Genomic DNA, 15,117 nt, shown 5'->3' with positions numbered 1-15,117 from the left:
TTTAGTTAATTGCATTTTTTATTCTTATAAGAGCTTCTTCAAGCATACTTCTTGGACAAGCTAAGTTTATTCTTTGATACCCACTTCCTCCAATGCCAAAGCTGTTTCCTTGATTTAGAGCAACTTTACCTTTTTGTACAAGTATACTTTCTAGTTCCTCATCACTTAATCCAAGTGCACTAAAGTCTACCCATAATAAATAAGTACCTTCTGGTTTTCTAACTTTAAGTTTTGGCATATTTTCATTTATATATTTTATAGCAAAATCTATATTAGATTCTAAATATTCTAAAAATGATTCTAGCCAAGATTCACCATTATTATATGAAGCTTCAGTTGCAACTAAGCTAAAGCAATTATTTCTCTTTATATCAATTCTGGTAAAGGCATCATCTAACAATTTATAGTCTTTTTCATCAGGTAGTATTACATATGATGATTGAAGACCAGCTATATTAAAAGTTTTAGTTGGAGCCATACAAGTAATTGTATTTTTTTCAAATTCTTTAGAAATAGATGCCATAGGAATATGCTTATGTTTTTTTAATATAATGTCACTATGTATTTCATCAGATATGATTTTTACATTATGCTTAAGACAAATATCTCCTAGTTTTTTTAATTCATCTTTTGTCCATACTCTACCAACTGGATTATGAGGATTACAAAGTATGAATAATTTTACATCTTTAATCTTGTTTTCAATGTCTTCATAATCCATTATGTAGTTTCCGTTTTCTAGTTTTTGTAATGGGCTTATAATTAGTTCTCTATTGTTATTTTTTACAACACTATTAAAAGGGCTGTAAACTGGTTCTTGTATCATTATTTTATCATTTGCTTTCGTGAGTTCATTTATTAAAAGACTTATAGCTGGGATAACACCTGGACTATAAATTAACCACTCACTTTTTATTTTCCAGTTATGTCTCCTATCTAGCCAGTTTACTATAGATTCATTGTAAGAATCTGGTCTTGTTGTGTAGCCATAAATCTCTTGTTCTAGTCTATTTTTTAAGGAATCAATTATACAAGGTGCAGCCTTAAAATCCATGTCAGCCACCCACATAGGAAGTAAATCATTAGTTCCATACTTTTTTTCCATTTCTGACCATTTAGATGAAAAATTATTGCTTCTATCAACAATCTCATTAAAATTATAATTCATTGTAAATACCTCCAGTAATTTTAATTTTATGTTAATAATATTAAGCAAACAACGTGCCAATATTGATAATAAAAAATATTTATTCACAAGTTAATATTTAATATTAAGTAATTTCAGAGCATAGATAAGATAAAAATATTAATTATACTTAAAACTTTGTGGAAAAGGTTATTTCTAATAAATTTTTAAATATATGAAAATGTAATTAAATAGGTTAAATAGGTTTAACTGTTTAACTTGTTAGACCTATTTATATTTTTTAGAAATTCTACTCCTTTTGATGTTATAATTGAACCTCCACGACCAATAAGTATGTCTACAAGCCCAAAGTCTTGTAGTTCTAAAAGCATATTTCTAATCTGTTGTTCTGTCAAAAATCTATTTTCCTCTAAAGCTATTTTACATAAGCTTTTTCTACCTATTCTTTCTTTTAAATCATAAGCCTTTTTTAAATTATCCAATATAAATATGTATTCATCTAGTGACTTTTTAAAATTATAGTCGTATTCCATGATGTTTTTGTCTTTGCCAATGTTGAATTGATACTTTTTTATATTATCACTTACTTTATTACAAACGGTTCTACTATAATTTGAATCTATAGTATCCAATATATATTCAGGTAAATCACATATTTCTATAATATCTTTTTCCAAGTAACAGAAGTATTCTCCTAAGTTTCTTAATTCTCTTACATTTCCTTCCCATCTATACATTTTAAAGATTTCTTTTACTTCCTCACTTAGAATAAAATTACATGGAATATCATATTTTAATGAACCAAAAATTTCAAATATATCAGCAGGTCTTTCCCTAAGTGGATGTATTTTAAGGGGAAGAACATTCAACCTAAAATATAAATCTCTTCTAAACATATTTTTAGATACAAGTTCTTTTAAATTTCTATTAGTAGCTGCAATTATTCTTACATCAATGTCAATGACATTATTAGAACCAATACGTCGTACTTGTTTTTCTTGTATGACTCTAAGTAATTTAGATTGAGAATTTAAATCCATTTCTCCAATTTCGTCTAAAAATATAGTTCCATTGTTGGCTAATTCAAATAAACCAATTTTCCCACCTTTTTTAGCACCAGTAAAAGCCCCTTCATCATAGCCAAATAATTCACTTTGCAGTAGATTTTCTTGAAAAGTACTACAATTTACTGCGACAAAAGGACCATCTTTTCTCCTAGAAGCACTATGAATGGATTGAGCAAATAATTCTTTACCAGTACCACTTTCACCAATTATAAGGATAGATGAATTTGATTGAGCCATTTTATTAGCAATTTTTTTTGTATTAATAGTTTGTATACTAGAACCTAATATGTCATCAAATGTGTATTTACTGATATTACCAGAGTTTACTAGTTGTGCTCTTAATTTAGCTTGCTTTTTTTCTAATTGAGAAAACTTTGTCATCTTTAGTATAAATCCATCAAATACATTTAATTGTATATGTTTAATCTCTAAATTTATATCAATATGATTTATTTTAATCAATTTCTCAAAAAATGGAGTTTTATTGGTCAATATGCTTTGAAAATTGATGTCTTTTATGCAATCACCAACAAATGAGTCAATCATTTCATTTGCATTTATAGACAAAATTTTTCTAGCCATATGATTATAGAATTGAATTATTCCATCGTTATTTGTGCATATAATTCCATCATCAATTATAGATAGTAACAAATCAAATTGTCTTTCAAACTTATTTGCATCTAACAATAACTCACCTGTACTATAACTTGTAGGAATTATTTTTTCTACGTATTTTTTTATTAGGTCATCTTTTATTAGATGTTTTAATTTGGTTTTTGTAGCAATTTCAACAATACAACTTAAATCTATTATTCTGTATTTTAAATCTATAACTTCACAATTTTTAAACTTAGGCAAGATTTTTTCGCCAGGAGTTAGGATTACAGCATCTGTGGGAGTAAACTCAATCTCTGGATAGCAGGGCAGGATATTTATATTGTCTATTCCTAATCTATGTATTAAAGAAATTGTTTCTATTGCCATATCTTTACTTAAGTTATATACATAAATAATTTTATCTTTTTCTAATTTGGATATCATATCAATACTGTTCTTTTCAAATGTCAACTTGGGAACAATGATTTGAGCATCATAGTGAGATAATTTTACTATTTCATCATATTTTAAATAAGCAGATAGGAGTATAAGTTTTTCTTTAAAAAACTTTAAATTTCCCTCTTCAAATGAGTATAAATTTATCTTTAGATTATCACCTAAGAATTGCCTTATTTGATTTTCATAAATTTCTCCAGCGTCTTTTTTTAAACTTACAATAGCTAATTCCATTTGTTTCATTTTAACCTCTCATACAAATTTGACTTATTTTAGATTACATAATAATTAAATTAAATAATATTATTTAATTATTATTATAAATTTATTATAGACTACACATTGAAGTAAAAGAAGTAGCTAAAATTATTCCTTTTATTTTTGTTTTTTGTATCTATTTGGTATAATAGTATTAGAGCGTATAATAATTTAGGCAAAATTTTTTAAGGAAGACTAGAGGAGAATATAAAATGAAAAAATGTCTTTACTGTAATAGGGATATAAAGTCACCAAATAATAAATTAGCTATAAAATATGATGACAATATGAATATATATCCATGTCGTGCAGAATGTAAGGAAAAAATTGAAGAATATATAGCAAAAAAACCTACATATAAGTTTATAAATATATTAGAGGTTCTTTTAGGTGTGGGCGGAATATTCTGCTTTTTGAGTAAATGGACTATTGCAGCCCAAGTTGTACTTGGAATTGATGCACTGGTTATATTTTTATTCCCATTGGCAGGATTTAAGATGAATGGAAAGTTAAGTATGGAACAAACTAAGAATCAAAGTAGGTCTATTGCAATATCAATTTTGGCATTTATAGTAATAATAACTGTATTATATTTTAAACAAGTTGGTAAGTAGAGCATAATTGTATAAGACATCATTAGAGTATGAGGTGAGTTTATGGAAGAAAGAAAATTAGCACCAAACAATGAGAGGGAAGCTCTCATAAAAAGATTAAAAAGAATAGAAGGTCAAGTTAAGGGTATACAAAAGATGGTGGAACAAGAACGTTATTGTGTTGATATATTGGTTCAAATATCTGCTATAAGGTCTGCTATAAATAGAGTAGGCACAATTATCTTAGAGAATCATATAAAAGGATGTGTAGCAGAAAGCATTAAACATGATGATGCTGATAAAACTGAAGAGATGATAAAAGAGCTTATGGATACTATAAATAAATTTACAAAATAAGGAGGCGGTTAGTTATGAATCAACAAGGATTTATTATGGAAATTGTTGATGATAGAACTGCAAAGTTAAAAATGCAAAGACATTCAGCTTGTGCTGCTTGTGGAAAATGTGCTACTACAAATTCAGCAGAGTCAAAAGAAATATTAGTAGAAGTAGACAACACAATTGGTGCAAAAGTTGGTGACCATGTAGAAGTGAGTATGGATAATATGAATGTATTAAAAGCAGCTGTAATGGCTTATATAATACCTCTTATAGCACTTCTTGTAGGAACAATAGGGACTTATTATATATTGGGGGCAATTGGAATGACAACTGGAGTTGAAGCCATAAGTGGATTAGTTGGAATTTGTCTTACAATAATCTGTTATTTATACTTAAAGAAGAATGACAAAAAATTTAGAGACAGTAGAGAATTTATACCAGTAATAACAAGAATATTAATTGATCTTTAAGATAATTATAATTAAAAAATAGCAATGTGCTTTTTAAATAAATACTCAATACGTATTTGTAGAGTTTAAGTACATTGCTATTTTTATATTTTTATTTTGATTTTCTGTAAGGAATAAAGTTTTTTCTGATTTTCAAAAGATTCAATGTTCTTACAAAAGAAGTTACAACTAATACACCAAGTGCTATTGCAGCACTTAGAAATAGCGCATCTGTACCTTTTGACATAGCCAAAGAATAATTTTTCTGAATCAAAGACAACATTGTATTATATAGCCCAATTCCTGGTATTAGAGGAAGAATACCTGGAATTACGAACACAATAGCTGGTTGCTTTAGTTTTCTTGCTAAAGTCTCACTGCACGCTGAGACCAAAGCAGCAGCGATAAAACCTGCAAAAACTGCATTTGTAGTAAAATTAAATAAATAAACATATACAATCCAACCAATTCCGCCAGTTACTCCAGCTGGAAGAAGTAGATATAGTGGAGCATTAAAGAAAACAGCAAATCCAGCAGTTGCAACACCTGAAAATAAAAAATGCAAAATCATAGACATATCAGTCATTAGAAAGGACCTCCTATTCTATACCATGTATCAAGGACAAAACCAACTCCAGAAGCAATTGCAATAATAATCATAGCAGCATCAAAAGCACGAGAAATTCCTGATATTAAATTCCCTGATATTAAATCTCTAATAGCTTTTATAAAAGCAACTCCTGGGAGTAGTGGCATTATAGCGCCGACTATAAGCATTTTAGGGTCATCTAAAATGCCTATTTCAACTAGTAGAACTCCTGAAAGTGCAATTAAAAAAGAAGATACTAAACAGGAAAATGCAGATATTGCACTTATCTTCATCGTTTTATCATAAGTAATTGCAGCAAAGATTGCTATTATAAACGTAAGTATAAAATTTAATACATAATTCCCTCCAAGCAAACAAGCAAAACAAGCAGATGCAATTCCTGTACAAGAGTAAAATAACCATAAAGGATAAGGTTTTACATCTTGGATTTCATAAAGACGTGCAATGGCATTATCAATATCATACTCTTTGTCACTAACAAATTCTCGAGAAAAACTGTTTAATAAAGAAATCTTATTTAAGTTTATACCTCTTGATTGAATCGTTTTCATAAACGAAAAGCCATCAAATTTCTCATCTGAAATAATTATTACTGTAGGAGTTGTAAAAATATTTACATGATAAAACCCTCTTGACCTGCATATTCTAAGGACACTGTCTTCAACCCTAGATGTTTCAGCTCCATTTTTTATCATCAGTTCCCCTACAAATAGAGCTAGTTTTAGAATATTTTTCTTATATTCAAGTTCCTCATTTTGATTCATAAATACACCTCCAAATTAAAAAACGTAATATTGAAATTATATCAAATTTTTAAGTAATATTCCTTAATATCTATATAAATATATTATCTTTTTTTTGTTTCAAAATAGTCACATTTAAATTATATCCAATTAAAAGAATTAGACAATATTATTTATTATATTTTAACTTAAAAATAAAGAAAGTAACTATGTTAAATATGGAAAAATGGCAAAACACTTGACTATTAATTGGTAAAGGACTATAATAATAAATTATCATATTGATAAAAACGAAAATTATGAAATGTCTGTAAAAATAAAATTTAAATAATAACTAGGAGGAGTAATATGTTTGAGAACTTGAAAAAAGCGGACCCTGAGATTTATGAAAGTATGAAAAGAGAGTTAAAAAGACAACAAAGAAATATTGAATTAATAGCATCTGAAAACATAGTATCAGTTCCAGTAATGGAAACTATGGGAAGTCATCTTACAAATAAGTATGCAGAAGGTTACTCAGGCAAAAGATATTATGGTGGATGTGAATACATAGATGAAGTTGAAACTCTTGCAATAGATAGAATCAAAAAAATATTTGGAGCAGAACATGCTAATGTTCAACCTCATTCTGGAGCAAATGCAAATATTGGTGTATATTTTGCTATGTTAAAACCAGGTGATGTTGTTATGGGAATGAATTTATCTCAAGGTGGACATTTAACTCATGGTGCTCCAGTTAATATTTCTGGTCAATATTATAAATTTTATGAATATGGTATAGATAAAGACAGTGGACTTATAGATTTTGATGAAGTTAGAAAGATAGCACATGAAGTAAAACCTAAAATGATAGTTGCAGGAGCAAGTGCATATCCTAGAGAAATAGATTTTAAAAAGTTTAGAGAGATAGCTGATGAGGTTGGAGCATTGCTTATGGTAGATATGGCTCATATAGCAGGTCTTGTGGCTGCTGGTCTTCACCAAAATCCATGTGAAGTGGCTGATTTTGTTACAACAACAACTCACAAAACTTTAAGAGGACCTCGTGGGGGTGTTATTCTTTGTAAAGAAAAATATGCTAAAGACATAGACAAAGCAATATTCCCTGGTATTCAAGGTGGACCTCTTGAACATATAATTGCTTCTAAGGCAGTTTGCTTTAAAGAAGCTTTAAGTGATGAGTTTAAAGAATATCAGGTACAAGTTGCTAAAAATGCAAAAGCCTTAGCTGAAGAACTTATTAAAAGAGATTTTAAATTGATTTCTGGAGGTACAGATAATCATTTAATACTATTAGATTTGACTAATAAAAATATAACTGGTAAAGCAGCAGAAAAGAGATTGGATGATGCTTATATAACAGCTAATAAAAATACAATTCCATTTGACCCAAATGGTGCTCTTGTTACAAGTGGAATAAGACTTGGTACTCCAGCTGTAACTACTAGAGGTATGAAAGAAGAAGATATGGCAATAATCGCTGAGGCTATAGACCTATGTTTAACTTATGATGAAGAATCTAAGGCTAGAACATTGGTTGTTGGTTTAACTGAAAAATATCCTTTATATGAAGAATATAATATTATGGATTAATTATAAAGAACAACTAAATAAAATACATTTAAATAATTACAATGATTGTGTATGTATTTGAATATATTTAGATATAAAAAAGGTGTCTCAAAATGAACTTTTTAGTTTATGAGGCACTTTTTTGTATGGAATCGAACATATTTGTATTATTTAAATAATAAAAAATATGGTTATCTCTATTTTTAGATGGTCTCTTTGTATTTTTTAATTAAAACTTTAAGATTTCTTAAGAATTATACTAGGTTTTTCTAAAGATTTAAAGTCTATACTTATAAGTATAGTAATCACATGAAAAGAAAAGCTTTAACGAGGAGGGAATCTTATGAAGGTATTAATTCTTACAGGAAAATTTGGTATGGGTCATTACTCAGCATCAAATTCTTTAAGTGAAGATATAAAAGCAAAATTTGATAATTCAGAAATAATAATTAAAGATATATTTGAGTACATTATGCCTAACTATTCAGATAAAATGTACAAGACTTTTTCTATTCTTGTAAATCGGGGAAGTAGTCTTTATAATTTATTTTATAAATGTGCTGAAAATGGAAAGAAAGATATAAAATTTACTTTTTCAGATTATTTTTTAAATAAATTAGATACATTACTTCATGAAGTACAACCAACAGTAGTTATTTCAACTTTTCCATTTTGTTCTCAATTAGTATCAAGATATAAGGAAAAATATAACTCAAATCTTCCTTTAATAACATGTATAACTGATATAAGTAGTCACTCAGAATGGATTAGTAAAAATACAGACTGTTATTTAGTAGCTAGTAAATCTACTAAGGAAGAACTTGTTTTTAAAGGAATAGATGAATCTAAGATTAAAGTTAATGGTATTCCAGTAAAAAAAGAATTTAAAAGAATAGAACATGTAAATCATTCAACTAAAAAAAATATTCTTATAATGGGTGGAGGATTAGGATTACTGCCTAAATCAGAACAATTTTACAAAGAATTAAATAGTTTAGAAGGAGTAAAAACTACTGTAATAACTGGTAATAATAAAAAAATGTACTATAAACTATATGGTAGATATGAAAATATAGAGGTAGTAGGTTACACCAATGAAGTATATAAATATATGAAAGATTCTGACCTTATTATTTCTAAACCAGGTGGAATAACACTATTTGAAACAATTTATTCAGAACTTCCAATATTGGCATTTAATCCATTTTTACAACAAGAGATAGATAATGCTAGTTTTATATTAAATAATGAAATTGGGAGAATACTTGGTAAAAATAAAAAATACTATGTAGATGAGATAAAAGATTTAATTTATGATGATGCTACTCTTAAAGAAATGAGCAGTAACATGAAAGAATTAAAAAAACAATTTGATAATAATACCTTAGAGAATATTTTATTTTCACTTGATGAACAAGGAGCGTGTAGAGAATGTATGTAGTAGGTTTAATTATCGTTGTTGCATTGATTTTTTTAGTCCATTCAATTATACCTACATACTATAATAAACTATTAAATAAAGAGGTATTAAAAAATATGGCTGGAGAAAATGAAATTGCACTTACATTTGATGATGGTCCAGATAAGAGATATACAGAAAAATTACTAGATGTGTTAAAAGAAAATGATATACAAGCTATGTTTTTTGTAGTAGCAAAGAATGCTGAAAAAGAGCCTGAAATTATAAAAAGAATGTTGAGAGAAAATCATATAGTTGGTTTACATTCATTGGAACACAGAAATGCATGGCTTTATAGTTATAGTTATGTTAAAAAAGATTTTATTGAAAGTACAAATATAATGAAAAATTTAGGTGTAGATGTAAACTACTATCGTCCACCATGGGGTCATACTAATATATTTTCAAATTCATTTGTTAAAAAATATAATCTAAAAATGACTTTGTGGGATGTAATGGCAGAAGATTGGGAGAAAGATAGTACAGTAGACATTATTATAAACAAGTTAATGAGTAGAACAAAAGAAAATTCTATAATTTGTTTACATGATGCAGGTGAAAATTCAGGTGGTGCAGTAGGTGCACCTGAGCGTACTATTGAAGCTTTAAAGATAGCTATTCCAAAACTTAAAGCCAGTGGTTTAAAGTTCGTAACACCAGAAAGGATGTAGTTATGATAAGTAAAACTGAAAAGAAAAATAAATGCCTAGGTAGTGTAGCTTTTTTAGTTTTACTAATGGGCATAACAGGATATTTTGTTTTTAGAGGGCAGTCAGTTGAATCATTGATAAAATCATTAAAAGGTGCAAGCCCTATGTTTATACTAATTGGATTTGCAATGATGTTTATATATGTTGCCTGTGAAGGTATAAATATATACTTAGGTATGAAAGCTTTAAACCAAAAGACTACTCTTTTAAAATGTATGGGATATGCTTTTATTGGATTTTATTTTAGTTCTATTACACCTTCAGCATCAGGTGGTCAACCAGCACAAGTTTATTATATGAAAAAAGACGATATAAATATATCATATTCTTCACTTATACTATTAGTCATTGTTGTTATTCACCAAGTAGTTATACTGGCATATAGTGGAATAATGTTCATTATGGAACGTGAGTTTATATTAAATAATGTAAGTGGTATGAACATTTTACTAATATATGGTGTAATAACAAATGTTGCTCTTGTCATTGGAGTAATTGCAATTATATTTTCAAAAAAACTTGTAAACAATTTTATAATATCAATAACAAATTTATTAGGTAAGTTAAGAATAATAAAAGATGTTGAAAGTTCAAGAAAAGTTATAATATCTCAAATTGAAGAGTATGTTAAAGGTGCTCAATATATAAAGCAGAATCCAAAACTTGTAGTCCAAATTTTAGTCATAACTATTGTACAAATAACAGCTATGTTTTTAGTTCCTTTCTTTGTATACAAAGCTTTTCATCTATCAACATATACTGTATTTGAGATATTAGCGATACAATCCTTGCTTAATATTGCTGTTTCTTCATTACCATTGCCAGGGGCTGTTGGAGCTTCTGAAAATAGTTTTATGACATTATTTAAGATATTTTTCCCTGGTCACTTATTAGTTCCGGCAATGTTACTTAGTAGGGGGATAAGTTTTTATGCATTTGTAGCTATAAGTGGATTGATATGTATAGTAGTACATGTAAAATCTTCTGAAAAAGTAAAAGCAGTGAAAAAAGTTGCTTATGTAAGATAATATTATATAGATTATTTTTATTAATATGTCAATTTGTGTGTATATTTTAATTAAGCTTTAAACATGTTTACAGGAGTAGAAACTATTAAAACGTGTGACATTGCTAAGCTTTTGCTAATAAAGTATAATATTTTATATAGTTTGAAATATTTAAGAAATATAGCAAAAAAAGGAGCTTGGTGATGAATAAAGAGATTCCAAAAAAAATTTTAGTAGCTGATGATAATCCTGAGATTAGGGAAATCGTAGAAATACTTTTAACTGGTGAAGGTTATGAAGTTATTATGGCAACGAATGGAGAAGAAGCTGTAAACTTAGTAGATAGTACGATTGATTTGATTATTTTGGATGTTGTAATGCCTGTAAAAACAGGATTTGTTGCATGTAATGAAATTAGAGAAAAAACGACAGCACCAATATTATTTTTAACTGCAAAAACTCAAGACTCTGATAAAGTTATTGGATTTTCAGCAGGAGGAGATGACTATTTATCAAAGCCTTTTTCATATTCTGAACTAATTTCAAGGGTTAAGTCTCTACTTAGACGTTATTATATATACCAGGGAAAGGAAAAGGAAAGAGAGCCAAATATATTAAAAACAAAAGAGTTATGTGTCAATTTAGATACTCAAGATGTTACACTAAATGGAGAACCTGTGTTTTTGACAACTATAGAATATAGTATATTAATTCTTATGTTGAAAAATAGAAAAAAAGTTTTTTCGTCTGAAAATTTATATGAAACTATTTGGGATGAGCAGTATTTTTATACAGCAAATAATACAATAATGGTTCATATTAGAAATTTAAGAAAAAAGTTAGAAAAAGACCAAAAAAATCCACAATATATAAAAACCGCATGGGGAAAGGGGTATTATATTGATTAACAAAATTAAGCCATCTAAGTTGGGAGTTATACTATTGATATATGTAGTAATCTCAGCTGCAGTGGCTTTCATTTTAAATATACCATTTTACTCTGCTGTTGAATCTATAGTAAAAGATGTATCAGAAGGGAAAGTATATTTTAAAAGAGAAGTAAATCAACTTATGGATAATTTTCAAACTTATGTGAATAACAATGGTATAAGAGCAGATGATGGAGATGATATAGCAAAATGGAATAGTGATAATTGGTTTGTTTCTATGAAGATATATAAAGGAAATAAGGTTTTTTATGATACATTATACTATCCTAATGAAGTACCTGATAAGAGTGAGGAAAATGAGTTTTATAGCAGTCCCATGGCTAGAAACTATGAGATACAATTTTCTGATATTAAAGCTAATATAGTTGTAGTAGCTTTATTTAGATTTAGATTTCAAAATTTTATAGAAGCAATTTCTATTACATTTATGGCACTTACATTTATTATAACATTTTTACTGTTGTTTAGTAGAAAGATAAAGTACCTAAGGAAAATAGAAATGGGTATAAAGATAGTAGAGAGTGGCAGTTTAAAGTATAGAATCCCAGTAAAAGGTAATGATGAATTATCATCACTTGCATCTAGTATTAATGAGATGAGTCATACATTGGAGAATCAACTTATAAAAGAAAGGGAGATGAAGAATAAAAATAAAGATATAGTAACTTCGATATCACATGATGTTAGAACTCCATTAACGTCAGTAATTTGTTATTTAGATTTGATTAAAGACCATAAATACAATAGTCCTGAGCAATTGGAACAATACATAAAAAATGTAAGGTCTAAAGCATATCAAATAAAAGATTTAACAGATGACCTTTTTACGCATTTTGTTAATTCTGGAGAGGAAGTTTCAAAAGGGTATGAAAAAATAAATGCTAATGAATTTATTTTTCAATTACTTTTAGATAGTTCATATACATTGGAGGAGAAAGGATTTCATATAACAATAGAAAATGAACTTTATAACCAATATCATATTTATGTAGATGTTACACAATTTAGAAGGATATTTGATAATTTATGTTCTAATATAATAAAATATGCTAGGAAAGATAAGCCTATAGTATTTTTAATTAAAGTAGAGGATTCTAAATTACTAATTATACAAAAAAATAGAGTAAGTAATTTTTCTAAGAATGTAGAAAGTTTTGGAATTGGTATAAAGAATTGTGAGAAAATAGTTGCATATCATAATGGAAGCATAAATGTAAATTCAGATGATAAAGAATTTGCTATTGAAATATCTATTCCAGCAAAAGAATCATAAAAATTTAAATTATATATTGTGTAATTGCTTATGTAAAATTCTATGAAGCAGGAAGCATGTGACTTTAGTTATGGGATGTTCAATATTGTGTACCTCTAGGCAAGTAACAAGTTTACTTACAAGACCATATAATATTATTATCTTAAAAAAAGGGGACATAATAATATGGTTTTGACAGGAGCACATTATATTTACATTCTATTTATGGTAATTATATTAATTACTATGATTATGAAAAAGGATACAATAGTACCATGTATATTAGGTGTTTTTTTTATGGGGTTGTTCTTTGAAAAAAACATTTTTGGTGCTATAACAGCAGTGTTTAACTCTTTTATTATATCTTTAAATGAGTTGGGTCCAATTATCTTGATTATAGCTATTATGGTTGCATTATCTAAAGCCCTAGAAGCCAATAATGCTATACAGTATATGGTGAGACCATTTTCGAGAGTTATAAAAAATTCTAATACAGCATTTTTTGTAACTGGATTTGTTATGTTAGTTCTTTCTTGGTTTTTCTGGCCAACTCCAGCTGTTGCCTTAGTTGGAGCTGTATTTTTACCTGTTGCTATGAGAGCTGGGCTACCAGCAATTGGTGTTGCAGTAGCATTAAATTTATTTGGTCATGGTCTTGCCTTATCTACAGACTTTGTTATTCAAGGAGCTCCAAGTATAACAGCTGGTGCAGCAGGTGTTGCAGTATCATATGTTATAAATGATGGTATGATTTTGTTTTGGGTGATGGGAATCGTAACCATATCTATGGCATTTTATACATTAAAAAGAGATATTAACAAAGGAATGTTTAGAGAAGAACTAAAAGGTTTTGAAAGTGAAGAAGTAGAAGAGTTTAATGGAAAATCTAAAATAGCAACTATTTTAGTAGCTTTGGGATTTCTTGCTGATATAATTGCTATGTATGTATTTGACCTAAAAGGAGGAGATGCATCAGCTCTTTTGGGTGGAACAGCAGTATTTTTAATAATAATTATAAATGTTATAAATTTTGGCAAAGATAGTCTTGAAAATGTATGTGAGAATATAATTGATGGTTTTGTGTTTGGGATAAAAATATTTGGAGCAATTATACCAATAGCAGCATTTTTCTATATGGGTGAAGTTGCACCATTGACAGGTGTATTTGGAAAAGTATTAGCACCAGGTTCACAAGGTTTATTATCAGATATAGGCATAGCTCTTTCTCAAACAATACCACTTAATAAATTTGCCGTATCAGGTATAGAAACTGTAGTGGGAGCAATAACTGGGCTTGATGGTTCTGGATTTTCTGGGATTTCATTAGTTGGTTCACTTGCCTCTGTATTTGGAACTGCTATAAATGCAAGTGTTGGTGCACTAGCTGCATTAGGACAAATCAGTGGTATATGGGTAGGTGGAGGCTGTCTAGTTCCTTGGGGTCTTATTTCAGCATCGGCAATTTGTGGAGTTAGTCCAATAGAATTGGCAAAGCGAAACTTTGTCCCAGTTATAACCGGATTGGTTGTAACAACCATAGTAGCAATGTTTATTATTTAATAAATCGAATAAATCTTTAATTGTATAAATTAAAAATAGATGTGTAGCTATAATTTATTATAATTGTTTTACTAATTCTAAGCCATACATCTATTTTTATTGATATTTTTATTAGTATTCTTTAATAAAATAATATTTTTCATTATACTATACATAACATCTAAATATAACATCTAAAATACTGTTATCTATATTTAATATCTTGCCAAATTTTTTGATGTTTTATTGCCCTGTCCCACCAACATATATAAGCTATCACAAGTTTTTACCTATACTATCACCAAACAAAAATTCTAATTTTAATTTATTATTTTATAACCTATATTATATTAACTATATTAG

At 28.1% G+C, this 15,117-nt stretch carries 14 protein-coding genes; 10 read left to right on the top strand and 4 right to left on the bottom strand.

Features of this window, described 5'->3' with window-relative positions; all coding sequences use genetic code 11:
* Position 1: 1 nt before the first annotated feature.
* Together CDIF1296T_RS14425 and CDIF1296T_RS14420 are read right to left on the bottom strand one after the other, a co-directional pair.
* A complete protein-coding gene (locus CDIF1296T_RS14425) occupies positions 2 to 1,168 on the bottom strand; it encodes a MalY/PatB family protein (protein ID WP_009897908.1) in 1,167 nt (388 codons plus the stop codon).
* A gap of 224 nt (positions 1,169 to 1,392) precedes the next feature.
* Positions 1,393 to 3,513 (bottom strand): sigma-54 interaction domain-containing protein, encoded by a 2,121-nt coding sequence (locus CDIF1296T_RS14420; protein WP_009897907.1) that lies wholly within the window; start codon positions 3,511 to 3,513, stop codon positions 1,393 to 1,395.
* Positions 3,514 to 3,740: 227 nt separating this feature from the next.
* On the opposite strand from CDIF1296T_RS14420, the gene CDIF1296T_RS14415 reads away from it, so the two are divergent.
* The 3 genes from CDIF1296T_RS14415 to CDIF1296T_RS14405 are packed head-to-tail and all read left to right on the top strand — an operon-like array spanning position 3,741 to position 4,933.
* The gene (locus CDIF1296T_RS14415) at positions 3,741 to 4,142 is read left to right on the top strand and encodes a hypothetical protein (protein ID WP_003426410.1); all 402 of its coding nucleotides are present in this window, start codon (positions 3,741 to 3,743) and stop codon (positions 4,140 to 4,142) included.
* A gap of 42 nt (positions 4,143 to 4,184) precedes the next feature.
* Positions 4,185 to 4,478, top strand: a complete 294-nt coding sequence (locus tag CDIF1296T_RS14410) for a metal-sensitive transcriptional regulator (RefSeq protein ID WP_003422948.1) — start codon at positions 4,185 to 4,187, stop codon at positions 4,476 to 4,478.
* Between the two features lie 14 nt (positions 4,479 to 4,492).
* A complete protein-coding gene (locus CDIF1296T_RS14405; protein WP_004454154.1) occupies positions 4,493 to 4,933 on the top strand; it encodes a SoxR reducing system RseC family protein in 441 nt (146 codons plus the stop codon).
* Positions 4,934 to 5,024: 91 nt separating this feature from the next.
* On the opposite strand, the gene CDIF1296T_RS14400 is transcribed toward CDIF1296T_RS14405, so the two are convergent.
* Together CDIF1296T_RS14400 and CDIF1296T_RS14395 are read right to left on the bottom strand one after the other, a co-directional pair.
* Complete coding sequence (locus CDIF1296T_RS14400; protein ID WP_004454155.1) at positions 5,025 to 5,498, bottom strand: threonine/serine exporter family protein; 474 nt, start codon at positions 5,496 to 5,498, stop codon at positions 5,025 to 5,027.
* Positions 5,498 to 6,286, bottom strand: coding sequence for a threonine/serine exporter family protein (locus CDIF1296T_RS14395; RefSeq protein ID WP_003422952.1), 789 nt, complete (start codon positions 6,284 to 6,286; stop codon positions 5,498 to 5,500). Before CDIF1296T_RS14395 ends, CDIF1296T_RS14400 begins: the two co-directional genes overlap by 1 nt.
* Positions 6,287 to 6,613: 327 nt before the next feature.
* Between CDIF1296T_RS14395 and CDIF1296T_RS14390 the strand changes: the two genes are divergently transcribed.
* From CDIF1296T_RS14390 to CDIF1296T_RS14360, 7 genes are all read left to right on the top strand, one after another.
* A complete protein-coding gene (locus CDIF1296T_RS14390) occupies positions 6,614 to 7,858 on the top strand; it encodes a serine hydroxymethyltransferase (RefSeq protein WP_003422953.1) in 1,245 nt (414 codons plus the stop codon).
* A 322-nt stretch (positions 7,859 to 8,180) separates the two neighbouring features.
* On the top strand, positions 8,181 to 9,278 hold the full coding sequence (gene hexS, locus CDIF1296T_RS14385; protein WP_004454156.1) for a monogalactosyldiacylglycerol synthase HexS: 1,098 nt from the start codon (positions 8,181 to 8,183) through the stop codon (positions 9,276 to 9,278).
* Positions 9,269 to 9,967, top strand: coding sequence for a polysaccharide deacetylase HexD (hexD, locus tag CDIF1296T_RS14380; RefSeq protein WP_009890976.1), 699 nt, complete (start codon positions 9,269 to 9,271; stop codon positions 9,965 to 9,967). Before hexS ends, hexD begins: the two co-directional genes overlap by 10 nt.
* Positions 9,968 to 9,969: 2 nt before the next feature.
* Positions 9,970 to 11,034: an aminohexosyl-hexosyldiradylglycerol biosynthesis protein HexF gene (gene hexF / locus CDIF1296T_RS14375; RefSeq protein ID WP_009890975.1), complete on the top strand. Its 1,065-nt coding sequence runs from the start codon at positions 9,970 to 9,972 to the stop codon at positions 11,032 to 11,034.
* Between the two features lie 182 nt (positions 11,035 to 11,216).
* A complete protein-coding gene (gene hexR / locus CDIF1296T_RS14370; RefSeq protein WP_003426384.1) occupies positions 11,217 to 11,921 on the top strand; it encodes a response regulator transcription factor HexR in 705 nt (234 codons plus the stop codon).
* A complete protein-coding gene (gene hexK, locus CDIF1296T_RS14365; protein ID WP_004454160.1) occupies positions 11,914 to 13,236 on the top strand; it encodes a sensor histidine kinase HexK in 1,323 nt (440 codons plus the stop codon). The genes hexR and hexK overlap by 8 nt, the downstream gene beginning before the upstream one ends.
* A gap of 165 nt (positions 13,237 to 13,401) precedes the next feature.
* Positions 13,402 to 14,775, top strand: coding sequence for a membrane protein (locus CDIF1296T_RS14360; protein ID WP_018112601.1), 1,374 nt, complete (start codon positions 13,402 to 13,404; stop codon positions 14,773 to 14,775).
* The last annotated feature ends 342 nt before the right edge of the window (positions 14,776 to 15,117 follow it).

The organism is Clostridioides difficile ATCC 9689 = DSM 1296 (genome assembly GCF_001077535.1).
Lineage (GTDB): Bacteria > Bacillota > Clostridia > Peptostreptococcales > Peptostreptococcaceae > Clostridioides > Clostridioides difficile.
Note: the sequence above shows the minus strand (reverse complement) of the source record. Positions and strands in the feature narration are given on the sequence as shown.

Excerpts from the sequence above, each read along its gene's own strand:
- CDIF1296T_RS14395 (WP_003422952.1), bottom strand. The coding sequence starts at position 6,286 with ATGAATCAAAATGAGGAACTTGAATATAAGAAAAATATTCTAAAACTA.
- hexD (WP_009890976.1), top strand. The coding sequence starts at position 9,269 with ATGTATGTAGTAGGTTTAATTATCGTTGTTGCATTGATTTTTTTAGTC.
- hexR (WP_003426384.1), top strand. The coding sequence starts at position 11,217 with ATGAATAAAGAGATTCCAAAAAAAATTTTAGTAGCTGATGATAATCCT.
- hexS (WP_004454156.1), top strand. The coding sequence starts at position 8,181 with ATGAAGGTATTAATTCTTACAGGAAAATTTGGTATGGGTCATTACTCA.
- CDIF1296T_RS14405 (WP_004454154.1), top strand. The coding sequence starts at position 4,493 with ATGAATCAACAAGGATTTATTATGGAAATTGTTGATGATAGAACTGCA.
- CDIF1296T_RS14400 (WP_004454155.1), bottom strand. The coding sequence starts at position 5,498 with ATGACTGATATGTCTATGATTTTGCATTTTTTATTTTCAGGTGTTGCA.
- CDIF1296T_RS14390 (WP_003422953.1), top strand. The coding sequence starts at position 6,614 with ATGTTTGAGAACTTGAAAAAAGCGGACCCTGAGATTTATGAAAGTATG.
- CDIF1296T_RS14360 (WP_018112601.1), top strand. The coding sequence starts at position 13,402 with ATGGTTTTGACAGGAGCACATTATATTTACATTCTATTTATGGTAATT.
- hexF (WP_009890975.1), top strand. The coding sequence starts at position 9,970 with ATGATAAGTAAAACTGAAAAGAAAAATAAATGCCTAGGTAGTGTAGCT.
- CDIF1296T_RS14420 (WP_009897907.1), bottom strand. The coding sequence starts at position 3,513 with ATGAAACAAATGGAATTAGCTATTGTAAGTTTAAAAAAAGACGCTGGA.
- CDIF1296T_RS14415 (WP_003426410.1), top strand. The coding sequence starts at position 3,741 with ATGAAAAAATGTCTTTACTGTAATAGGGATATAAAGTCACCAAATAAT.
- CDIF1296T_RS14410 (WP_003422948.1), top strand. The coding sequence starts at position 4,185 with ATGGAAGAAAGAAAATTAGCACCAAACAATGAGAGGGAAGCTCTCATA.
- CDIF1296T_RS14425 (WP_009897908.1), bottom strand. The coding sequence starts at position 1,168 with ATGAATTATAATTTTAATGAGATTGTTGATAGAAGCAATAATTTTTCA.